The organism is Bradyrhizobium sp. (genome assembly GCF_016213215.1).
Taxonomy (GTDB): Bacteria; Pseudomonadota; Alphaproteobacteria; order Rhizobiales; family Xanthobacteraceae; genus Bradyrhizobium.
On sequence record NZ_JACRAW010000009.1, the window covers coordinates 16,655 to 38,449 of the forward strand.

17 protein-coding genes are annotated in these 21,795 nt (G+C 61.5%); 5 read left to right on the forward strand and 12 right to left on the reverse strand.

Translation table 11 applies throughout. From position 1 onward, the window contains the following. The first annotated feature begins 7 nt into the window (after positions 1 to 7). Entirely contained in the window at positions 8 to 1,183 is a 1,176-nt protein-coding gene (locus HY852_RS02845; RefSeq protein ID WP_291602432.1) for an acyl-CoA dehydrogenase family protein, read from the forward strand. A gap of 72 nt (positions 1,184 to 1,255) precedes the next feature. Beyond that, positions 1,256 to 2,896 (forward strand): acyl-CoA synthetase, encoded by a 1,641-nt coding sequence (locus HY852_RS02850; RefSeq protein WP_291602433.1) that lies wholly within the window; start codon positions 1,256 to 1,258, stop codon positions 2,894 to 2,896. A 160-nt stretch (positions 2,897 to 3,056) separates the two neighbouring features. Here the strand turns inward: HY852_RS02850 and HY852_RS02855 are convergent, their stop codons facing one another. Continuing rightward, on the reverse strand, positions 3,057 to 3,800 hold the full coding sequence (locus HY852_RS02855; RefSeq protein ID WP_291602434.1) for a FadR/GntR family transcriptional regulator: 744 nt from the start codon (positions 3,798 to 3,800) through the stop codon (positions 3,057 to 3,059). A 357-nt stretch (positions 3,801 to 4,157) separates the two neighbouring features. Between HY852_RS02855 and HY852_RS02860 the strand changes: the two genes are divergently transcribed. Together HY852_RS02860 and HY852_RS02865 are read left to right on the forward strand one after the other, a co-directional pair. Next, on the forward strand, positions 4,158 to 5,750 hold the full coding sequence (locus tag HY852_RS02860) for an FAD/NAD(P)-binding protein (protein WP_291602436.1): 1,593 nt from the start codon (positions 4,158 to 4,160) through the stop codon (positions 5,748 to 5,750). A gap of 49 nt (positions 5,751 to 5,799) precedes the next feature. Then, the gene (locus tag HY852_RS02865) at positions 5,800 to 6,948 is read left to right on the forward strand and encodes an amidohydrolase/deacetylase family metallohydrolase (protein ID WP_291602437.1); all 1,149 of its coding nucleotides are present in this window, start codon (positions 5,800 to 5,802) and stop codon (positions 6,946 to 6,948) included. 183 nt (positions 6,949 to 7,131) lie between these two features. Here HY852_RS02865 and HY852_RS02870 read toward each other — a convergent pair whose 3' ends face one another. Together HY852_RS02870 and HY852_RS02875 are read right to left on the reverse strand one after the other, a co-directional pair. Continuing rightward, complete coding sequence (locus HY852_RS02870; protein WP_291602489.1) at positions 7,132 to 7,695, reverse strand: DUF2269 family protein; 564 nt, start codon at positions 7,693 to 7,695, stop codon at positions 7,132 to 7,134. Positions 7,696 to 8,081: 386 nt separating this feature from the next. Further along, complete coding sequence (locus HY852_RS02875) at positions 8,082 to 9,338, reverse strand: alpha/beta fold hydrolase (RefSeq protein WP_291602438.1); 1,257 nt, start codon at positions 9,336 to 9,338, stop codon at positions 8,082 to 8,084. A gap of 157 nt (positions 9,339 to 9,495) precedes the next feature. On the opposite strand from HY852_RS02875, the gene HY852_RS02880 reads away from it, so the two are divergent. Beyond that, positions 9,496 to 10,476, forward strand: coding sequence for a tripartite tricarboxylate transporter substrate binding protein (locus HY852_RS02880; protein WP_291602439.1), 981 nt, complete (start codon positions 9,496 to 9,498; stop codon positions 10,474 to 10,476). A gap of 1,149 nt (positions 10,477 to 11,625) precedes the next feature. Here the strand turns inward: HY852_RS02880 and HY852_RS02885 are convergent. From HY852_RS02885 to HY852_RS02925, 9 genes are all read right to left on the reverse strand, one after another. Next, positions 11,626 to 13,032 (reverse strand): TRAP transporter large permease subunit, encoded by a 1,407-nt coding sequence (locus tag HY852_RS02885; RefSeq protein WP_291602441.1) that lies wholly within the window; start codon positions 13,030 to 13,032, stop codon positions 11,626 to 11,628. Continuing rightward, entirely contained in the window at positions 13,029 to 13,619 is a 591-nt protein-coding gene (locus HY852_RS02890) for a TRAP transporter small permease subunit (protein WP_291602442.1), read from the reverse strand. The genes HY852_RS02885 and HY852_RS02890 overlap by 4 nt, the downstream gene beginning before the upstream one ends. A gap of 129 nt (positions 13,620 to 13,748) precedes the next feature. Next, positions 13,749 to 14,885: a TRAP transporter substrate-binding protein gene (locus HY852_RS02895; RefSeq protein ID WP_291602443.1), complete on the reverse strand. Its 1,137-nt coding sequence runs from the start codon at positions 14,883 to 14,885 to the stop codon at positions 13,749 to 13,751. A gap of 304 nt (positions 14,886 to 15,189) precedes the next feature. Continuing rightward, a complete protein-coding gene (locus HY852_RS02900; protein WP_291602444.1) occupies positions 15,190 to 16,014 on the reverse strand; it encodes an aspartate dehydrogenase in 825 nt (274 codons plus the stop codon). 105 nt (positions 16,015 to 16,119) lie between these two features. Next, positions 16,120 to 17,643: a tripartite tricarboxylate transporter permease gene (locus HY852_RS02905; RefSeq protein ID WP_291602445.1), complete on the reverse strand. Its 1,524-nt coding sequence runs from the start codon at positions 17,641 to 17,643 to the stop codon at positions 16,120 to 16,122. After that, complete coding sequence (locus HY852_RS02910; RefSeq protein WP_291602447.1) at positions 17,643 to 18,122, reverse strand: tripartite tricarboxylate transporter TctB family protein; 480 nt, start codon at positions 18,120 to 18,122, stop codon at positions 17,643 to 17,645. The genes HY852_RS02905 and HY852_RS02910 overlap by 1 nt, the downstream gene beginning before the upstream one ends. Then, positions 18,119 to 19,081: a tripartite tricarboxylate transporter substrate binding protein gene (locus tag HY852_RS02915; RefSeq protein ID WP_291602449.1), complete on the reverse strand. Its 963-nt coding sequence runs from the start codon at positions 19,079 to 19,081 to the stop codon at positions 18,119 to 18,121. Before HY852_RS02915 ends, HY852_RS02910 begins: the two co-directional genes overlap by 4 nt. A 267-nt stretch (positions 19,082 to 19,348) precedes the next feature. After that, complete coding sequence (locus tag HY852_RS02920) at positions 19,349 to 20,362, reverse strand: NAD(P)-dependent alcohol dehydrogenase (RefSeq protein ID WP_291602451.1); 1,014 nt, start codon at positions 20,360 to 20,362, stop codon at positions 19,349 to 19,351. A 279-nt stretch (positions 20,363 to 20,641) separates the two neighbouring features. Continuing rightward, a complete protein-coding gene (locus tag HY852_RS02925; protein WP_291602453.1) occupies positions 20,642 to 21,547 on the reverse strand; it encodes a LysR family transcriptional regulator in 906 nt (301 codons plus the stop codon). Positions 21,548 to 21,795: the final 248 nt, after the last annotated feature.

A 21,795-nucleotide genomic window follows, 5' to 3' on the forward strand; every position in this document is an offset into this window, starting at 1 on the left:
TGCGCAAATGGACTTCAGCCTGACGAGCGAGCTCCGCGAGCTTCAAGACCGCACGCAATCCTTCATACGGGATACGATCATTCCCTATGAGAGAGATCCGCGGCGAACCGCTCATGGACCCGACGATGCACTGAGGCACGAACTGATCGCGCATGCCCGCGCGGCCGGCCTGCTCAGCCCGCACGTGTCCCGGGACATGGGGGGACTCGACCTCACGCATTTGGGCAGAGCCGTGGTCTTTGAAGCCGCCGGCTACTCCATGCTGGGGCCGGTCGCGATGAATTGCGCGGCGCCGGATGAAGGCAACATGCATCTGATGGAGAGGATCGCCACGCCGGAACAGAAGGAACGCTGGCTGCGACATTTGGCGGCGGGCGAGACGCGCTCCTGCTTCTGCATGACCGAGCCGCATCCCGGGGCCGGTGCGGATCCTTCGCTGTTGATGACGACCGCGGTCAAGAGCGGGGATGAATTCATCATCAACGGGCGCAAATGGCTGATCACGGGAGCCGAAGGAGCCGCCTTTGCCATCATCATGGCCCGCACGGTCGTGGACGGGCAGGATGTCGGCGCCACCATGTTCCTTTGCGATCTGCCGATGCCGGGTTTCCGCTGCGTTCGTTCGCTTGATACGCTCGACAGCTCGTTCACGGGAGGGCATGGGGAGATTGTTCTGGAGGATCTGCGGGTGCCCGCGACTGACGTGCTGGGCTCGATCGGGGAGGGATTCCGCAACGCGCAGGTTCGCCTGGTGCCGGCGCGCCTCACTCATTGCATGCGGTGGCTGGGCGCGGCCAGGCGCGCGCACGACATCGCGCTGGAGCATTCTCGCCGCCGGCATGCCTTCGGTAGCCCGATCATCTCCCACGAAGGCGTCGGCTTCATGCTCGCCGACAACGCGATCGACATGCATACCGCGCAGCTTGCGATCCGACACGCCGCCTGGCTGCTCGACCAGGGCGAGCGTGCCGACCTCGAGAGCAGCATGACGAAGGTCTACGTTTCCGAGGCGGTCTGGCGCATTGTCGATCGCTGCGTCCAGGTTCTGGGAGGCCTTGGGATTACGCGAGACACCGAAGTGGAACGCATCTTCAGGGATGTGCGCGCCTTCCGGATTTACGACGGTCCGTCCGAGGTCCACCGATGGAGCATTGCGCGCAAGCTGGGCAGGGTGAGGACGTGACGGCCGCGCAAGGCGGCAGTTGCGGGTTTTGCGGATGATGCTACGGATGAACGACAAGTAATGGAGGAAGACATGGCGGACGCGCTCACGTCCTATCGTGCAGTCCAGCAGGCGTTTCGCTGGGATGTCCCGGATACGTTCAACTTCGCCGCGGACGTCGTCGATAGGATCGCGCGCGAGGCCGACGGTCCGGCGCTGATCTGGACCAATGCGGCGGGAGAGGAGCGCACGTTTACGTTTTCGGAAATGTCGCGGCTGGCCTCGCGCTTCGCCTCCGCCTTGCATCAGCGCGGGCTGCGAAAGGGAGATCGCATCCTGGTGATGATGCCGCGCATTCCGGAGTGGCAGATCGCGATCGTTGGCTGTCTGAAGCTCGGCGCGGTTCCCATTCCCTGTATCGAGATGCTGACGCCAAAGGACATCGCGTACCGAGTGGAGAATTCGGGCGCCCGCGGCGCGTTCGTCAGGGCGGAGCATGCCGGCAAGTTCGACGGCCTGGAGTCGATGCTGCCGGTGCGAATCTGTATCGGCGAAGCATCGAGCTTCGAAAGCTACGACAACGCCATGGCGGCGGCGAGCGAGGATTTTGCGGCGAGCCCGATGGATAAGGACGATCCCGCCATCCTCTATTACACGAGCGGATCGACGGGAAACCCGAAGGGCGTGCTTCACGCCACGCGGGCACTCTATGCCTGGCGCATGTCAGCTCGCTACTGGCTTGGTCTCTCGCATGATGACGTCATCTGGTGCACGGCCGACACCGGCTGGAGCAAGGCCGGAACTTCGATCCTGTTCGGACCCTGGAGCTGGGGCGCTTGCGCCCTGTTCTACGATGGCCCGTTCGAGCCGAAACAGCGGCTTCACCTGCTTGAGAAATACGGGGTCACGGTTTACTGCGCGCCGGGAACGGAGCTCTTCCGCGTCGTGGCGGAGGACGTCAGTGCCTACAATCTCGGAAAGCTTCGCCGTACCGTCTCCGCTGGCGAGGCGTTGAACACGGTGGTATCGGACAAGTGGCGCGAGGCGACAGGGCGGCCGATCCTGGAAGCCTATGGTCAAACCGAAACGCTGATGACTGTACTCAACATCGTGGATACGCCGCAGAAGGCCGGTTCGATGGGGCTTGCAGCTCCCGGCGTCGAGCTCGGTGTCATCGACGGCAACGGCCGCAGGCTTCCTCCGGGAACGGAGGGCGACATCGCGCTGCTCACGCCAAATCCTCAGCTGATGCTCGGCTATTGGCGCGACGAAGCACGCACCAGGGAATCGTTCGTGGACGGTCCGGACGGCCGCTGGTTCGTGACCGGAGATCTCGGCGTTTGCGATGAAGACGGGTATTTCTTCTACCGCGGCCGGCGTGACGACATCATCAGTTCGGCGGGATACCGCATCGGCCCGTCGGAAGTCGAGAATGCGGTTCTGGAGCACCCGGATGTGCTCGAGTGCGCGGTAGTCGCTTCGCCGGACAAGGAACGCGGGGAGATCGTCAAGGCATTCATCGTGCTGCGTCCCGGCGTTGCGGCTTCGGATGCTCTCGCGGAGTCGATCCAGGAGTGCGTGAAACGGTCAACCGCGCCTTACAAGTACCCGCGCGCCATCGAATTCGTCGGCGAGCTGCCGAAGACCGCGACCGGCAAGACGCAGCGCCGGGCTTTGCGCGATCTGGAGCAGCGGCGATCCCAGCTTTCGAACGGCGAGCAACCGGCAGCGTGAGAAGCCCGACCTTGATGGCGGCGAGCGTGACGGCGCATCATCAGGTTTTCGCGATTGTCAGTCGGCCAGAACGTAGGTCACCTCTCCCATAGGGAGAGGTTCGGCGCGAAGCGCCGGGTGAGGGGTGCGGTCTCCCGCCAGACCTGAGCCCTCTCATGCCTTAGGGCTCGGACCTGGCGGGGCCGACGACCGTTTCCATGTCGAGGTTCGCAAGCTCGTAACCGCGCTTGAAGTCGGCGATATGCCTTTCCATCCAGGCCCGCGCCTCGCGCTCGTCCTTGGTTTTGATTGCCTCGATAATCTTCTGGTGCGCGAACAACAGCCGGTCGCCCGCATTGAGGCGGGCAAAGACCTTGTAGAAGGCGGGATAGAACAGCTGGCTTATCGGGGCGAGCGACAGCTGAAGTGCGCGGTTGCCGGAGGCTTCCGCGACGAGGTGATGGAACTCGATATCGAGTTCGGTGAGGTTGTGACGGTTGTCGAGCGCGTATCTGGTCCGCTCGAAATTGTCCGCAAGCTTGTCGATCTGCTCCTGGGTGGCGTTGCGCGCCGATGCCTCGGCGGCCAGCGGTTCGACGGCCTGCAGCACTTCCCAAAGCTCGCGGAACGTGACCTCCTGAAGGATCATCGCGGCTTGCACGCCTTTGGCGAGGTCCGCACTGCGAGGCGCCGTAACGTAGAGTTTCTTGCCGCCATCCCTGCGGCGAACGAGGCCGTTCTGTTCGACCACGCGAATGGCTTCGCGGACGGTGGAGCGGTTGACCTTGAGCTGTTCGGCGAGCGCCATTTCCGAAGGCAGGGCTTCTCCGACCGCAATCTCGCCGCGAATGATCCTGTCCCCGATTTCGCGCGCCACGATCCGATAGGCCGGCTCGTTTCGGATCGGCTCAAGCTTTAAGGCCAAGTGTCCCACCAATGGTAGAATGAGGCCGGTTGTCCCCAAAGGCGCCGTGCCGTCAACGATTGCAGTTGGGAATTATAGTTTGATCGTCCGACCATTCAACAGATAACGGTCGCCTGCAATCCCGGTCGCTCGGATCTGATCCATCGGCAAGCCTCACCAAAACGATTGCCTCTCAACCAGGTCTCGGCCGGACAAAGGTCCGGAAGAACTGCCCGGCGTCTGAGCCTGTCGATGACGCGATCCATTGTCGGACAGTAGTGGAATTGTTGGAGGGTGATGGAGTAGTGTCTGCCACGGGGGTCGGCGAGGATGGCTGATCCGGCATCCGCACTTTCCTCGTCACCTGGGGGGACACTCGTGACGACACCCAATCACATTGCGATCGTTGGCTGCGGCTTCACCGGCACCAGCGCCTTCTTTCAGCTCGTCGACCGCTATCCCGTCAAGCAGATCACGATCTTCGAGGCGACCGGCGACTTTGGTCCAGGCTATCCCTACCGGTTGGATGAGTGTGCCGAGTACCTGCTCAACAATACGAGCGATACGCTGTGCCTGGTCCCTTCCAATCTCCGGGCCTTCGTGACCTGGCTGAAGGGCCGGCCCGATCTCGCCCCGGGCCTCGACGAGAAGGGGCACTTGCCGAGATGGGTGTACGGCGCGTTTCTGAAGGATGCTTTCGCGGCCACCTGCACGGTCGCGGCAATCAAGGGGATCAATGTCAGTCTCGTGTCTGAGGAAGTCACGGCGCTGCGAGAGACGGCAAGCGGCCGGGTCATGCTTCGATCCGCCTCGGGGGAAGTCGAAGCAGACGCCGCAATTCTGACGACCGGTCGGTGTCCGGAGTTCGATCCCTATCCGCACCCGACTGCGGGCTCGCGGGCCAGATACTTCCCGACCCACATTCGGACCGACACCTTGGACTCTCTTCCGCTCGATGCCACGGTGCACGTTCTTGGTGCCTCGCTCAGCGCTTATGACGTGATAAACCGGCTGTTCTCGCCGGAGACCGGCTGCGCGTTCGAACGGGTCGGTGGCGTGTTGACGTTTCGGCCCGGGCCCAACCAGCGGCATGTCGTTCTTTGCTCGCGCACCGGCCGCCTCAAGCATGCCCAGAGCCGTTATCCACGCAAACTGACGCGTCGCCATTTCACGCCGGCGGCGATGCGTGCGGCGGCCGCGACGGACGGCTTGCGTCTTGCCGACATTGCCGCGGCGATCCAGCGCGAGGCCGATGCCAACGGAGTTGCGGTCGATTGGCCGTCGGTGAGCGAACCGTATGCCGGCTGCAAATCCGGTGCAGAGGTGAACGACCGGGCCGGAGAGCTTCTTCGTCACGCCATCGCGGAAGCTGGCGATCCGCAGGCTCGGAACTTTCTCGTCGACCTCTTCTCCGATGCCAGGATCGACGTCTGGGATGTGTTCGGTGAGCGGGTCCTCGCGCCCGATGATGAAAGACTCTACCGGGCAAAGTTGGAATCATCGACGCTGGGCTACGCGGCCCCGTGTCCGGTCTCTACGCTGGAGAAACTGGCCGCCTTGCACGCTGCCGGTCGCCTGTCGATTGTCAGGGGCGTCCGCGAGGTGATTTTCGATGCGGGTTCGGACGAGTATCGAATTGTCCACGACTTTGGCGTCGAGCGGGCACTCAACCTTGTCAACACGACGAGCAGGATGAACCGCGACGTCAACAGTGCCGGACAGCCCGAGCTGATCCGCGATCTCGCTCGCCAGGGCCTGCTGCACGCCTACGATCGCGATGGCCTCGCGACGCTCGGGGCAACCGTCGACATGAAGACCCTGCGGGCGGAGGGCTCGCAAAACGTCTATCTTGCAAGCATGCTGCTGTGGGGCCCGGGTTTCTTCACCAGCGGCGCCTTCATCATGGCAACCGTGATCGAGCGGCTGTTGGCGGGGATGTTTGTCCCGGCAGAACCGGCAGCCGGCCGCTGACGGGCCTGGCGAACCTCCCGGGAGCGGTGCGGCAATTTTGGAGATCGCGATGCCTTTCGATCTGATCCTGCGCGGAGGTCGGGTGATCGACCCGTCTCAGAAGCTCGACTCCGTGACGGATGTCGGCTTTTCAGCCGGCAAGGTGGCCATGGTCGGGAACGGACTAAAGGCGGATCCTGGAACGGACGTCCGCGACGTGTCCGGCTATATCGTCACTCCGGGGCTGATCGACTTGCACACCCACGTCTATTGGGGCGGCTCCTCGATCAGCATCGACGCTGAACATTATTGCCGGATGTCCGGCGTCACCACGGCGGTCGATACCGGCAGTGCCGGCCCCGGCAATTTCGCAGGCTTCCGCAAGCACGTCATCGAACGGAGCGAGGTCCGCATTCTGGCCTATCTGCATGTCTCGCACGCCGGTGTCTTCGGCTTCTCGCAGCGGGTGATGGTCGGTGAGAGCGAGGACCTCCGGCTGCTCAACCCGATCGATACAGCAGAGGTGGCGGACGCCAACCGCGACGTTATCGTCGGCATCAAGGTGCGGGTCGGCCGCAACTCCGGTGGCACCTCGGGAATCGCGCCGCTTGAAATCGCGCTGGAGGTCGCCGAGCAGGTCGGCATGCCGGTGATGGTGCATCTCGACCATCCGCCGCCCGGCAACGAGGAGGTTCTCGCCCGCCTGCGTCCAGGCGATATCCTGACCCACGCCTTCCGCCCGTTTCCCAATTCACTCGCCACCGCCCAGGGAACGGTGAAAAGGCCTGTGCTGGAGGCGCGAGCACGCGGCGTGCTGTTTGACATCGGCCACGGCAAGGGCTCCTTCGCGTTCAAGACCGCGCGTGCGATGCTCGCCAACGGCTTCTACCCGGACACCATCTCCTCGGACGTCCATGCGCTGTGCATCGACGGTCCCGCGTTTGATCAGGTGACCACGATGTCGAAATTCCTCTGCATGGGCATGCCGCTGCCTGACGTCGTGGCGGCCTCGACGGTCAACGCCGCCATGGCACTGCGGCGTCCCGAACTCGGAAGCCTCAAGCCGGGAAGCGTCGGAGACGCCACTGTTATCTCGATGAGGGAAGGCCGTTTCGATTACGTCGACGTGGTCGGCGAGCACCTGATCGGCGATCGCAAGATTGTCTCCGAAGGGGTCGTCATCGGCGGTCGTTGGTGGCACCCGACGCCATCACGGTGAACCAAAAGGCTGAGGAATACGCTCGCGGCGAAGTCTCGACCAAGGCCGCGTGCCATGAAAGGCATTATCAGCAGTGCCAAGAGAAGCATCTGCACTCATATCAGCAGACGCGAAATGCTAAGCTAATCGGGTACCTGGTTCGAAAATGACTTGGCCCTAGCCAGGTACTTGGTCCTAGCCAGGTTATGCCTCCGAACCCCAGGGATAGAGCCGGGGAATGACGAGCGTCAGTATTGTCGCAAGCGCCACCGCCGCAACCAAACCAGCAATAAACAACGACCAAGTCGTTGGCTGTATAGCCCCAAGAGCTACGATGAGAAACAGCATCGGTAGATCGAGAAAGTGCGTGAATGTGGGCACGCGCTCGGCCCGCGCCTTCTGGAGTTCAGGCGTCACCTCGCCCGCGTTAAGCGCAGACCGCGTCAGACGGCGCAACCGCATGAAATAAAGGCGCGTAACCGTGTTGCCCTCTATGAACTCGAAGGCGAACAGCCCAACCATTCCTGCGAGCCAAGGCAAGTGTAAGAAGTTCCAACCCCCATAGAACGTCACGATCATCCAAGTGCCAGAACCCAGTAGCAATAGGGCCCCCGGCACGACAAGTCCGTCGTAGAAAACCGCGATATTGCGAACCGCCTCCGAAAAGGGCTTTAGCTCGTACAGCTGCCGCGAGCGCAAATCGGACATCCACACGCCTATGAGCCCACCACCCATGAGAATAGCACCGACGAGATGGAAGAACTTCACCAAACCATATTCCACAGCGTCACTCCTTCCAACTCATGGTCCTGGCAAAGTGGATTTGGGGCGGCGACGAGCAATATGCGTGGTGGGCGAAATCTAGATTACCTCTCCGTTTCTGGACTATCGATAAGGTCTATTCAGAGCGGATGTACTCTACCCTGCGACGCAGTCCGCGCCCCCATTTTAACTTGCGCGCTTTTGATAGAGGCGCTGGTTCCCTAACCGGAACTGCCCACTCGGCGTGGAGGTTCGGTATGCAGCGCTTCATCGAAGAACAGAATATCGTTCCAGCGGCTCCTGTCAGAGGAGACAAGCGAGTCAAAGAACAACACTTCTCCTGCAATCCCAACGCAAGCTCGCCTTCGCTCGAAATGCGCGAACAGGTAGTGTCAGAGATTCAACAAGAACGTCTCAATTTCGCCGATGAACTTTGACCAAGCGGGCTCGCCCGGTATGGGGACGTGGTTCTCTGAATCCAGGACCACGAATTTGGCGTTTGGGATGGTCGTGGCGATCCGGCGCCCCTCGTCAAACGGCGCCGCGTTGTCGTTACGACAGTGAAGGACCAAGGTGGGGGCCGATACCTTCGGCAATAGATCGAGAATGTCGATTTCGTCAACAGCGTATCGGTTCATGGTCGCGTTTTCGACCGTTGTCGACAGACGCAGCAGGTTTGCGTACCACCTGATCTGCTCGGCAGAAGCGCCGGGAAGAAAGACAGAGCTGAATATCCTTAGCAGGGCGGAATTGTCGTCGCTCCATCCCTGTCGCATGATGGCAATCCACGCCTTGGCGATTTCGGCCTCTTTCGGGGAGCCGCGTTTGTTGCGGCCCAGCGCAAAGCCGCCGTGAAGGATCAATTTCGACACACGTTCGGGATAGCGGGCAGCGTGAGCGATGGCGATTGCGGCTCCCTGCGATATGCCTAGGATGGCGTAACGATGCAGATGCAAAGCATCCACCACCGCGTCCAGGTCGCGCTCGAACGTTGTGAAAGAAATATCGGTGACGTCTCGATCGGAAAACCCAAAGCCTCGACCATCGTAGCGAACGAGCCGGACGCGGTCGACGAGGAAACGCCAAAGCGGTCCGCGGATAGGACTCTGCCAGTCGTACTCCAGGTGGGTGGCCCAGGTGGGAATACACACAAGGGGCATGCCCTGACCCACCCAAGCAACGGCAATATTGACGTCGTCTTGGGTCCGGCAGAATGTAAGCTCCTGACCGCGCGAACCGATCGCTGACGGTCGATTGTTCAGTTCGACGCCGGTCAACTCGGCCGCAAACAGGTAGCCGCGGCGTGGAACGGTCCTGACGATCTCATGGGCATCGTCAGATAGCGCTTCGCGAATGTCCTTGATACATTGGACGAGAGAGTCATCGGATACAAACACGTCGGGCCAGGTTGCCCTGATCAACTCTTCCTTGGGAACGAGCTGGCCAGCGTGCTCGGCGAGATAGCGTAGCACGTCGAAGGATTTCGGCCGAAGTTGAAGCTCTCGCCCGCCGCGCAATACGGCGCAGCGCTGCAAGTCGAGGGCGTAACCGCTGAAGCAGAGCACCCGGGGGGAGTTGGAATGCATCCTCACCTCCACCGCGACCTTATGCGTCTTGCCACCTTCACCGATATTTCGGCGGAATTTCATCGCGCCATCGTTACATCGGATACCCGGCGTGGCAGTCTCGACCCGCTGGGGGGCGGGCCACCCGGATTACTTCGGATGCCTTGCAAAGGGCACCAAGCCGGTAGGCGGACGAATGATACCCCGCAGAGACGGATGATATAACAGAACGGAGGCAACAATGAAGCTTCAGCATTCATTGGTGTTGGTTTTTGCCACTCTGATTATCGCTGTCACGCCGGGACGGACTGCTCAGGCGCTGGATTATCCAGCCCGGACGGTCCGAATTGTTGTCGGTTTCGGACCGGGCACCGCGCCAGATATTGTCGCGCGCTTGCTCGGCGATCAGTTTTTCCAGGCATGGGGCAAGCCGGTCGTCATCGAGAACACGGTCGGCGCCAACGGCAATATTGCCGGGGAGCGCGTCGCGAGGACCAAGCCGGACGGCCATACGCTGCTGCTCGCGGCCGCCCCAGGTATTGTCATCAACCCGAGCCTCTATGAGAAGATGCCGTTCGACCCGGTCCGGGAGCTTGTGCCGATCTCTCAGGTGTGTGCTTATGGAAACATCCTCATCGTCAGCAACGACGTGCCGGCGAAGAATGTGCAAGAGCTTGTGGCACTGGCACGCGCGCGGCCGGGCGCACTCACCTATGCGTCCGCAGGATTTGGCTCAACGCTGCACCTCGCCGGGGAACTGCTGAAGTCCATGGCCAAAGTGGATATCCTACACGTTCCGTATGGCGGCACTGCGTTTGGGCAGGAGGTGGTCGCTGGACGGATCAGCATGGCCTTTGTTCCTCCTACCGGCGCCTTGCCGCTCGCGCGCGACGGAAAAGTCAAGGCGCTCGCGATGACGTCGTTGAAGCGCCATGCCGGCGCGCCCGATCTCCCGACGATGGCAGAGTCAGGCTTCCCTGACTTCGACCTTACAGTATGGTTCGGCCTCTTGGCGCCTGCCAGAACTCCACCGGCGATCGTCGACAAGCTGTACCGTGAAACAGCGAGGATTCTCGCCATTCCCGACATACGCAAGCGCTTCGGTGACCTTGGAATCGAGCCGATCGGGAATTCACCCGCGGAATTCGCCGCCGTCATTGACGACGAGATTCCGAAATGGGCGAAGCTGATTAGAGAAGCGGGTATAAAGTTGCACGATTAGGTTGCGCTCGGTCGTGGACTTGTCCCCGGTACCATCGCAAGAGTGAGCGTCGCGCGGCGCACGACGAGGGGTAATTGAGAAGCCGTCGGGGACGCCATCGATAGTTGGTGAACGGGATATCTCCGGCCCACTGATATAGCAATTCAGCGTAACCGACCGGCTCCGCGGCTCGGTGGGCGGTAAGTACGCCCGCCATACGCGATTGACCCTCCGTCTGGAGGCGACCACTCAGGATGTCCGGAGTTGGCCCATCGCGTCATTTCGAATTGCGTCGCTGCCGGGGCATAACGGACATTGACCGAGCCCGCACCAATCAAGCTCGATTTACGAGTACGCGCCCTCGATCGAATTGCTCTTCCGCTACCGCAGATGCTTTGGCTGCAAGGCGGCAGCGTGGCCGCGGCGATCAGCTGCGCTTTCGGGTCAAATGTGCGCCCGACGGGCAAATCGATCCAAAAGCCTGTCAAGTCTCCGCTGCAAAAATATTCTCCTTTTCCGAATTTCGGAATTGGCGTATATGGCGTTCGTCCCACCCCCGAAGGGGGCGGTCGTACGTCGTCACGAACGCGGGTCGGGATGCGGTGGACGCGGCAGCGTCGGGCGCGCAGGAAATCGCAGGGCGGGTCCAAGAGTATTCCCGTGAGCGATCATGCGGCGCGCGGACGAACGGCGCTGAAGAGCGTCTTCGCTTGGGTCTCGATGGTGAGCACACGCCAGCCGTCGACAGCCCGGCGAGGACGTCCGCGGACGGCGAAATCGTGTGGTCCTGGCGCCCGAAGCTGGCGTCAAGCCCGTGGCGGTGTCTCAGGCCAACCGGTGTGAGGCGCCACAGAACCGCGCGGCGACGGTGGCAATAGAGCTCGTCTCACCGGGGAGATCACGACATAAGCCGTAAACCATCCGCGCAGGGAAGGCCGGGTTGCTCCGGCTGCCCTGTGGTCCAAGCCGTGTGCGTCTTGCGCACGGACCGCGGGTGCCAGCCGGCACCCGGCCTTCCCTGCGCCCTCTTCAAAAGAGGGTGTGGAAGTACAGCAAAACTCGGGCGCAAAGCGCCGCGAGAATGCGGACTCACGCTCCCTCGGCCGTTTGAGAATGATGCGGAGAAACCGTTTGCGAGCGCTTCGGCCGAAGTGGTGTCCGTCCGCGTCGTCAACGCACGATCCTGATCCGGCCCTCCTCCAACAGCGCGCTGGCCGGCAGAGGCTGCTCGAGCTGCACGGACCGCTCCGCCTTGCGGCGCTCATCGAGCCAGTTCGGGAACCACATGGCAATCGACGGAAACGCGAGCACCAGCACCACGCAGATGCACTGGATCACCATGAAGTCCGCCATGCCGCGGTAGATCAGCTTCAGATTCCATTCCCGGACCACCTGCTTGAGGTAATAGGCCGACATCGCGACCGGCGGCGAAAGGAATGCGGTCTGCAACACCACTGCCACGATGCAGCCGAACCACACCATGTCGTAACCCAGCCCCTTGGCAACGGGAGCAAGCAACGGCAGGAAGATGAGCACGATCGCCGGCCATTCGAACGGCCAGCCGAGCAGGAAGATGACGGCCAGCAGCACAGACATCGTCCCCCATGCGGGCAAGGGCGCTGCAATCAGAGTGTTGGTGATCCAGCTTGCGGTGCCGAGCCAGGCGAACACGGCGCCGAAAACATTGGAGGCGACCGCGAGGAATAGCACCATGCTGGTCGTCGCAAGCGTCTTGTAGCAGGCGTCGAGCAAACCGTGCCAGGTGAAGCGGCCGTAGGCGATGACGAGCAGGATGGCGCCGAGCGCGCCAAGCGCGGCCGCTTCGGCAGCCGTGGTCAGCCCCATCAGGATCACACCCAGGGTCATGATGGTGAGGACCGTGACCGGAACGAGGCCGACAAGGCACTCCCACAGCACGATCTTCATGGACTCGGGCCGCTCCTCCTTTGGCACGGGCGGACCGAGCCTCGGATTCCAGTAGCTGCGCGCCAGCGTGTAGGCGATGTACATGCCCGACAGCAGAAAGCCGGGGCCGAATGCGGCGGCGTAGAGGTCGATGATCGAGATGTCGAGCACCGGCGCCATCACCACGAGCATCACCGATGGCGGGATGAGGATGCCCAGCGTGCCGCCGGCCGCGATCGCCCCCGCCGACATGCGGACGTCATAGCCGGCCTTGATCATCATCGGGCCAGCCATGATGCCGAGCAGCGCCACGGTTGCTCCGACCGTGCCCGCGGCGATGCCGAACAGGGTGGCGGTCACGATCACCACCACATAGAGCGCGCCCCGCACCGGCGCGAACAGATCGCGGAACGCCCTGAACAGCCGTTCCATGAGACCCGCCTGGTCGCACACGTATCCCATGAGGATGAACATCGGGACCGCAACGAACTCGTCCTGCTTCATCAGGCCGATGGTCTGCAGATAGGCGAGGTTGAAGACGCGGACGCCGAGACCGAAGTAGCCGAAGATCAGCGCGAGGAACAGCAAGGTGAAGCTGATCGGCAGGCCGATGAAGATCGCTGCCAGCATCACCAGCAGCATCACCGCGCCGAGGAGTTCGAGGCCGGTCATACTTCGAGTTTCTCCCGATGCTCGAACTCGCGCCCGAAACGGATCCGGTACCAGCACTTGAGCGCTTCGGAGATGCCCTGGATCATGAAGAGGAGCGCCGCGAGCGGAATTGCGGCGCGGAACGGCCACATGACCGCGCGCCAGACGCTCTCCTGCGAGCGTTCGTCGAGTTGGTACGAACTCCATGCGTCGTCGATGCTGATCATCATCATGGTGATCATCGTCGGGAAGAAGAGGATCAGGTATGACGCGAGGTCGATGAGGCCCTTGGTGCGTTCGGAATAATTGTCCCAGAAGATGTCGGTTCGAATGTGTGCGCCCTTGAGCAGCGCATAGGCGCAGCCGAGCATGAACGCGGAACCGTTCACCATGAAGCTTGATTCGTAGACCCAGATTGTGGGGGCGCGAAAGAAGTATCGCGCGACCACCTCGTAGGTGATCGATGCCACCAGGAAGAGCATCGAGAGGGCGATCAGCTTTCCCGTGAGGTCCGAGAAATGGTCGATCCAGCGAATGACGGCGTAGAACGCGCGCGGGAAACCGCCGCTTGCGCCGTCAGCGCGCGACCTCGCGGTGTCTGCCGGCATCGATGCTCCCTTTGGCCAGCCTTACATGCGGACGAGGGGCGTGCTCGCCGCCCGTGCCTGCGCGTGGCGGGCGCCGAAGAATCCGGCGGCCCGCCGCGGCACAGGTCGCGAGCTGCGCGTGCCAGCTCCCTATTTCGCAGGCGCTTCCGCCGCCTTGCGGTAGATCTTGTCCTTCCAGTAGTAGAGTCCCGCGAAGTCGTACGGGGGCCACCACGACAGGCGGAAGGGCACCACGGTCTCCGCGTACTTCTTCTGACTGTCCATCACCTTCTGATAGAAGGGGTTCTTCGCGGCGTACTCGGCCTGGATCTTCTCCCACTCGTCCAGGAAGTTCTTCAGGATCTCATCCGGCGTGCGGTGGATCTGGACTCCTTCCTTCAGCAGTTCCAGGCAGGCGTCGGCGGTTTCGCGGTTGAATGCGAAATTGCGCATGTTCGTGGCGTACACGGACGCCACTTTGACGATCTCCTGCAGGTCGGGCGTAAGCTTCTTCCAGACGTCCGCATTGATCATCAACTGTCCGCCGGTCACCGGCTCGTGCATGCCCGGTGTGTAGTAGTGCTTGGCAACCTTGTGCAGACCGAGCTTCTTGTCTTCCAGGCAATTGATCCATTCCGCGCCCTCGATCACGCCGCGCTCCATCGCCGGCACGATTTCCTGGCCGGGTATCGTCACAACCGAGACGCCAAGCCTTCCATAGGTCTCGGCACCGATGCCGTAGATGCGGTACTTCAAGCCCTTGAGATCGGCCAGGCTGTTGATCGGCTTCTTGAACCAGCCAAGCCCTTGCGGATAGTCGGTGGGGATGGGGAAGCCCACAACGTTCAGCTTGAGGACATCGCGGTAGAACTCATCGAGCAGCTTCGTGCCGCCGCCGTCATAGTACCAGGCGTAATAGTCCTGCCCGTCCATCCCGAACAGCGGCCCGTGCGACATGGGAATTGTCGCCGTGTTCCTGCCCTGGATGTACCCGAAAGGCGCCATGCCGACGTCCAGCACACCCTTCGAAGTCGCATCGAACACTTCGAAAGGCGGGACGATCGCGCCGCCCGGCAAGACCTCGATCTTCAGCCGGCCTCCCGACATCTTCTCCACTTCCTCGGCCCAGAGCTTGAAGATCTGGTGGAAGTTGGCTGCAGCGGGATGCGAGGACTGTCCCTTCAGAAGCAACGGCGTCGGAGCGGCCTGGGACAACACTGGGGCCGGCGAAGCCAAGAAAAGACCTGCTACCGCCAAGGCGAGCAGGATCGTTATGCGTCTACGCATTTCCTGTCTCCTCCCAAAGGCGCCACTGGTTTTTGGTTTCTTGTTGTGGCGCAGTCTAATGCCGGCAGGGTAGGAGCTTTTGCGCATCAAATCAATCGCTCTGCTCCGCCTCAGGGCATTTTGGCACGCCTCACGCAACCGGCGCCTCGCCCGCTCCGGATCGAATTGCCGTCAATAGCGATCAAAGTTCCGAGACTGACGACGTCGTGCGCGTTCCATCGTCGTCAGGACAATGGCGACCGAGGAGATGCACTCTCGTTATCGCTCCGAGCGCCAATGTGGTGGAGCATCCCGCGCGCCTTGTTCATGTCCCGACGCGAAGCGATGCACGCAGCTTGCGAAGATAGGCGATGACGGAGAGCGCGGTGATGAGACCCGTTTTTGGATTTTCTGACGGGATGTTTTCGATCGACATGGAAAAGCGGGCGGAATCGGAGTCCACGTCGATCCGGTGCGTGTTGCGCGTCAATGTGGGGTCTGCCCAGATCTCGATTTTCGTTCGATCCGGACCTATCCCGGCAAGTGACAGTGCCGCAGCAACATTCACATTTGCCGGAAATCCTTTTGCCGCCTCGCGTGCGGTACCGTCGAATATCTTGAGAGGTGTGGTAATCTGTTCGATGTCTATGTTGTTCTCGACGATATATGGAGCGCCTGCGAGCCCACGGATCGGCTTCCGGGTTACCATCCGGACCGAATGGATTGTCCCGACCGCTGCAGCGGTCACCGCGTCGAGGCCAATGAGCGCGCCCGTGGGCACCACAATTTGCCCGCCATTTTGCTTGGCAAGTTCAACAAGGTCTTCGAGCTCGAGGAGCGCACCTGCGCTGAGGACGACCGCGGTCTTTCCATTAGCTACAAACGGCGCAACGATTGACCTGACGAGCTTGCTCGGGGCGCATTCGATTACGATGTCGGCGACATCGACGAGCGCCTCGATCGGCAGGACGGCGGGCGTTCTTGTCAGACTGGCAAGCCGGCCTCGGTGCTTTTCGGGGTTTTGCACCGACACGGCGGTGAGCACCAATCCATCAATTCCCCGGTCCAGCGCTTCGACGACCCGGGTTCCAATTGCTCCCAGCCCGGCAACCGCAATTCGCAAGTCAGGTCGTAAGCTCGTGTTTGCCATCGAGTAGCTTCGCGATCCCCTGCGACCGCTCAGCAGCGGTCTCCCGGAACACTGTCGTGATAGCTGTAATCCTCTTTCTGGTCAAAAAGGCACCATCACCTCGGTTCAAAAATCCGGCTCTTCCTCGGCCACCCGATTCCGGTGACGCAGATGCTGCCATATGGCCAACACGACCGAGGCTGCCGCCGCCAGGAGCAGCAGACCGGAAATCGGCCGCGTCAGGAAGAGCCAGGGATTCGCGTCGGTCATAATCGCGCGCACAAGGTTGATCTCGATCTGGTCGCCGAGAATCAAGCCGAGGATCAGGGGCGCCAGCGGAAAGCCGAGCTTGACCAGCACGTAGCCGACGACGCCGAACATCAGAAGCACGTAGACGCTCTGCATCGTGTTGTTGAGCGCGTAGGCGCCGACCACGCAGAGCACGAGCACGACCGGTGCCAGCACCGCCATCCGCACCGAGGTCACGCGTAGCATCAGCGGCATCAGCACGAAGCAGATCAGCAGCATGCAGGGGTGCGCCAGGATGTAGGCCGCATAGATGCCATAGGCGATGTCGGGGTTTTGAGAGATGAACAGCGGTCCCGACTGAATGCCGTGGATCGTCATTGCGCCAAGCATCACCGCGGTGACAGCGTCGCCGGGAATCCCGAACGCCATTATGGTCATCAGTGAGCCGCTGACATTGGCGTTGTTCGAGGCTTCCGACGCGATGATCCCCTCGGGGTGGCCTTTGCCGAAACGCTCCGGCGTTTTCGAGAATTTCTTGGCCTGGTCATAGGCCATGACGCTGGATGCGCTGCCGCCGATCGCTGGCAGGATTCCGATGATCAGCCCGACGATCGTTGACCACGCGAGCAGGAACGGCTGCTTGAAGATTTCCAGGTTCACCTTGAGATGCGAGAAACGCTCGAGCCTGACCCCGATCAACGACTCTGCCGCCTGGCCGCGCGGCTGGTTCAGCTTCTCCAGATCGGTCATGATCTGCGCGAAGGCGAAAATGCCGATCAGCACGGGGAGGAACGAAAAGCCGCTGCCGATGAACTCCGAGCCGAAGGTGAACCGCGGCACGCTGCCGATCGGATCGTGACCGACCACCGTGATCAACAGCCCGATGGCGGTCGAGATCAGTCCCTTGAGGAGCGAGGATTCGGTCAGCCCAGCTACCATCGCCATGGCGAGCACGAATAGTGAGAAGTACTCCCACGGCCCGAATTCCAGCGCGATCGCCGCAAGTGGACCGGTGAGGAACACCAGGAAGAAGGCGCCGAGCAGACCGCCCCAGACCGAGGCCCACACGCCCAGCCAGATGGCGCGGCCAGGCTCGCCGTTGCGTGCCATTGGAAAGCCGTCAAACGTGGTGGCGATCGAAGCCGGCGAGCCCGGGATACCGAGCAGGCAGCAGGCGATAAGGCCGCCGGTCGATCCGCCGACATAGACGCCGGTCATCGCCGCAAGGCCCGCCAGCGGATCGAGCCCGTAGGTGAACGGCAACACCACGATCACCGTCATGGTGATGGTGACGCCCGGCAGAGAACCGCCGATCACGCCGACGAATGTGCCCGCAAGCAGCGGCAAAAGGTATTTCCACTGGGCGATGTTGACGAGGCCATTCGCAAGCAAATCGAGCATCAGAAACCCGTCCATGCGCCACGAGGCAGCAGCACCAGCAGGTATTTTTCAAAAATGAAATAGCTCAGCACGGCGGTGCCGAGCGCGATCGCAGCGAGCACCACCCATTGCCGCGCCGTTTGCGGCCGGCCCAATGCGGCCTGCAGCGCGCCGACGAACAAGACCGTAGCGACGCGAAACCCCAGCAGCGGCAGCAGCACCACGTAGGCGCCGACGATCGCGAATGCGATCACGACCAGACCATAACTTCGCCGCGGCCCCTCGTCCGCGCCGGCTACGGCCGGCGTGCGGCGCTTCAAGAGGTCCTGCAGGACCAATAGCGCGCTCGCGGTCGCCATGAAGGACAGCACGATGGACGGATAAAAGCCCGGCCCGACCGGAACGATCGGAAGGGACGGAAGCTGAAAGGACTTGACCAGGAGGACCAGGCTGATCGCGAGCAGGACCAGCCCGGCAATTCCGTCGCGGCCGATGCTCATTTCTTGATCAGGCCGAGATCGGTCATGACGACCTTGTTGTCGTTGTCGATCTTGGCGAGGAACTGGCCATAGTCACTGGCATTAAGGAACGCCACGCGTGTGCCTTGCACCTTCATCGCCTGGGCGAAGCTCGGTTCCTTGGTCGCCTTTGCGCAGGACTCCTCGAGCTTGGTGCGCACTGGCGCGGGCGTCCCCTTGGGGACCAAGATGCCGCGCGCCACTTCGTACACGATGTTCATGCCGAGTTCTTTGAACGTCGGCACGTCGGCAGATTCCGGATCGCGCTTCTCGCTCGCGATCGCGATGAAGCGCAGCAGGCCGGCTTCGACTTTGCCCTTCTGCGTCAGATTGGAATCGGTGAGGTCGATGTGGCCGCCGAGCAGCGCGTTCATGCGCGGAGCCAGACCGTCGTAGGACACGTATTTGAACTTCAAGCCGGCCATCTTCTCGACGATCGCCGGGAAGATATGGCTGGTCGACCCGAGCGTAGCGCCGACCGAGATCTGGCCCGGCCGCTTCTTGGCGTCGTCGGCGAGCTCCTGCCAGTTCTTCCATGGCGTTTTGGCGCTTGCGGTCAGTATCGAGGGCGTCGCCGCGACCAGGCAGATCGGCTCGAAGTCGCTGTATTTGACCTCGCTGATGCCCGCGTAAAACGTCAGATGGATATAGTCGTGCACCGCGTAGACGGTGTAGCCGTCGGGCGCCGCCTTCTGGGCTTCGCGCGCGCCGACCGTGCCGGATGCGCCGGCGACATTGGCGATGACTACCGGTTGGCCAAGTTGCTTCTGGAATTCGGCGGCGAATGGCCGGAAGATGTTGTCGGTATCGCCGCCCGCGGCCCACGGCACGATCATCTTGATGGGGCGGTCAGGATATTGCGCCATCGCGGGCGCCGATAAAGCGGCAAGTACACCGGTCAGCGCGGCGGCGCCGGCCATCGTCACGAACGTCCTTGCCATCCGTCATCTCCCTGTTGTCTGGTGGGCCATTCAGGCTCTCGATCGGGACAATAGCAGTCGAGCCACGCAGGGGAAAGTCCTGCGGCGGGGAGTCGAAGAGCGAGCAAAGGGTGCGGTGCTGACGGGCGCTGCGCCTCGCATGTGAGGGGCACCATGCATTGTATGCGCGCCGCGCTGCCGATTATGCGCGCTGCGGTGGTCGGCTAAGGGCCGGCCATCCGCGTAGCTGCCGAAAGCCGTTGCATGCAGCACGCCCTGATAGCTCCCTCAATCGATCGCGATCGCCACTTTCCCGAAATGCGCTCCGCTCGCCATGTACGTGAGGGCCTGTTTCGCCCGATCAAACGAGAACGTCTTGTCGATGACCGGCTTCATTCGGTTGATTGCGATCGCATCAACTAACGCCTGGAGATCTTCGACGGACCCCACCGTCACGCCTTCGAGCCTTTGCTGCTGCATGACCATCAGCGGAAGGCGCAGCTCAGGCGGCGGCGGTCCGGCAAGAACGCCAATGAACGCAATTGTGCCGCCGATCCTGGTCGCCCTGATCGATTCGTTGAGTGTGCCGACTCCGCCAACTTCCACAACAAGGTCGACGCCGCGGCCGGTCAGTTCCCGGGCTCGCTTTCCCCAATCGGGCGTGTCCTTGTAATTGAGCGCGACATCAGCGCCGATCATCTTGAGCCGCTCGATCTTCGCATCGCTGGATGAGGTTGCGATCACGCGAGCGCCGCACAGCTTTGCAAATTGAAGCGCGAAGATGGAGACCCCTCCTGTCCCTTGTGTGAGAATTGTCTGGCCCGGCTTGAGATTGCCAAGCTTGACGACGGCGTTCCAGGCCGTGAGCCCGGCGCAGGGAAGGGCGGCAGCCTCAATATCGCTGAGGTGCTCTGGCGTTCTTACCAACGAGCGCGCGCGAAATACCCGGTACTGCGTCAAGACGCCGTCCACTCCACCGCCAAGCGCTGTCCGCATCTTTGCTTCGGTCGGCTCGCCGCTGATCCAATCTTCGAAGAAGCTGCCGATGACGCGGTCGCCCGGCGAGAATGCGCTCACATCCGGACCAACCGACTCGACCACTCCCGCCCCGTCTGACACGGGAATGAGCGGAAACTTCTGCCGTGAACCATACCCACCCTTGATCGTGAGGAGATCACGGTAGTTGAGGGTCGCTGCCTTTAATCGGACGAGTACCTCACCCGAACCAGGTGTCGGCACGGGCTTGTCGACGAGCGTGAGCCCGTCAATTCCATTCGGGCCGCGTAGTTCATAGCTCTTCAACGGTAGCACTCCTCCTGAGTTCGGTGCCGCTCCGATTGAGAACGGATTCGAAATTCGACGGACCGTATCCCGTTATCTGCCGCGAGGCTATGCGGAGGTGCCGAAGTTCCTCTGGAGCGACCGGTAACCGGCTAGCTCTAAGTGCGACCGGTTCTGGGCGCAAAGCGGGCAGGCGTGTGGGTCGCCTCGCGTCGCGTTTGGAGCAACAAGAAACCGCCCGGTGAAATACCTTACGTTGACATGAACGCGGGTGAGACGGCGGAGGTGCTGCGCTGCGTGTTAGCGGATGGCAGGTATGTAAAACGCCTGTCTGAAATACGAGCGGAATACTTCCATTGACGGCGTGAACTCGACGTCGCGTCGCCATGCCAATCCAACGTCCATGGCCGGTATCGGATCCCTCAGCACCACGGTCTCGATGCGCCGGCCTTCGAGCGACCAGGGCCGCAGCACCATGTCGGAAAGTATTGCTACGCCTTGTCCGTTCGCGACCATCGACCGCACGGCCTCCACCGAGGAGGTGCGCAGCGTGACCGTCGGCCGATACGGCGTATTGCTCCAATATCTAAGAGACGTGTTCGCCGCTTCGTCGACGGTGAGCATGATGTAAGGCTCCGCAGCGACTTCCTTTAGTCCTACGGAATCCTTGTGCAACAGATGGTGTTTAGAGGCGACCCACAATCGACGTCGCGAGCTGATCAGTGTTTCGGTCGACAAGTCCGGATTCTGGACGTTCGAGGTGAGCAGAACGGCAATGTCATAGCGGTTTGACAACAACCCTTCCTCGATCGCTTCGCGGTTGAGCTCGAATAGCTGGATTTCGAGGTTTGGAAAATTGCGCTTCAAACGTTCGAGGTGATTGGGAAGAAAATATCCGATCACCGTGTAGGTCGCTGCAACCGTCAGACTGCCTTCGACGTCACTCGTCGGGACCTTGAGGCTGGTTGCTTCCTGGACCTTGTTGAGGATGTCGTAGGCATGAAACAGGAACTGGCGTCCGACGGTCGTCAGCTCCATGCCTTGCGGCGAGCGGCTGAAGAGCTCGGCACCGACGGACTGTTCGAGATCCTTGATGGCCGTGGTGATCGCGGACTGCGAAATGGAGAGAGCCGCTGCCGCCTGGGTGATCTGCCCCTGCTCGGCGGTGGCGACAAAATAACGGATCTGCCGCAGGCTGACCGACACCTAGACTCTCCATCAAAAAATCAGATTCTTATGCGGTACGCATTCGTATCCTATGAATAGATTACCCGTTACGCAGCGCTGATGCAAATTTAGTCGGTAAGATTCGCTAATGCGCTCAGTGCATTGGTAACATTGCCTGCCTATAAAGCAGGCAATGCAGCATAGAAAAAAACGAAAATAGAGCTCCAATAATAGTATTTTCCTATATTGGCTTGTCGACATAATGTCCGCCCACGTCTCCGGAATTC

What these genes read in the sequence shown, in the direction of transcription:
- HY852_RS02875 (WP_291602438.1), bottom strand. Translation starts at nt 9,338, where the DNA reads ATGAAATTCCGCCGAAATATCGGTGAAGGTGGCAAGACGCATAAGGTC.
- HY852_RS02905 (WP_291602445.1), bottom strand. Translation starts at nt 17,643, where the DNA reads ATGCTCGATTTGCTTGCGAATGGCCTCGTCAACATCGCCCAGTGGAAA.
- HY852_RS02890 (WP_291602442.1), bottom strand. Translation starts at nt 13,619, where the DNA reads ATGCCGGCAGACACCGCGAGGTCGCGCGCTGACGGCGCAAGCGGCGGT.
- HY852_RS02910 (WP_291602447.1), bottom strand. Translation starts at nt 18,122, where the DNA reads ATGAGCATCGGCCGCGACGGAATTGCCGGGCTGGTCCTGCTCGCGATC.
- HY852_RS02915 (WP_291602449.1), bottom strand. Translation starts at nt 19,081, where the DNA reads ATGGCAAGGACGTTCGTGACGATGGCCGGCGCCGCCGCGCTGACCGGT.
- HY852_RS02895 (WP_291602443.1), bottom strand. Translation starts at nt 14,885, where the DNA reads ATGCGTAGACGCATAACGATCCTGCTCGCCTTGGCGGTAGCAGGTCTT.
- HY852_RS02850 (WP_291602433.1), top strand. Translation starts at nt 1,256, where the DNA reads ATGGCGGACGCGCTCACGTCCTATCGTGCAGTCCAGCAGGCGTTTCGC.
- HY852_RS02845 (WP_291602432.1), top strand. Translation starts at nt 8, where the DNA reads ATGGACTTCAGCCTGACGAGCGAGCTCCGCGAGCTTCAAGACCGCACG.
- HY852_RS02880 (WP_291602439.1), top strand. Translation starts at nt 9,496, where the DNA reads ATGAAGCTTCAGCATTCATTGGTGTTGGTTTTTGCCACTCTGATTATC.
- HY852_RS02865 (WP_291602437.1), top strand. Translation starts at nt 5,800, where the DNA reads ATGCCTTTCGATCTGATCCTGCGCGGAGGTCGGGTGATCGACCCGTCT.
- HY852_RS02900 (WP_291602444.1), bottom strand. Translation starts at nt 16,014, where the DNA reads ATGGCAAACACGAGCTTACGACCTGACTTGCGAATTGCGGTTGCCGGG.
- HY852_RS02885 (WP_291602441.1), bottom strand. Translation starts at nt 13,032, where the DNA reads ATGACCGGCCTCGAACTCCTCGGCGCGGTGATGCTGCTGGTGATGCTG.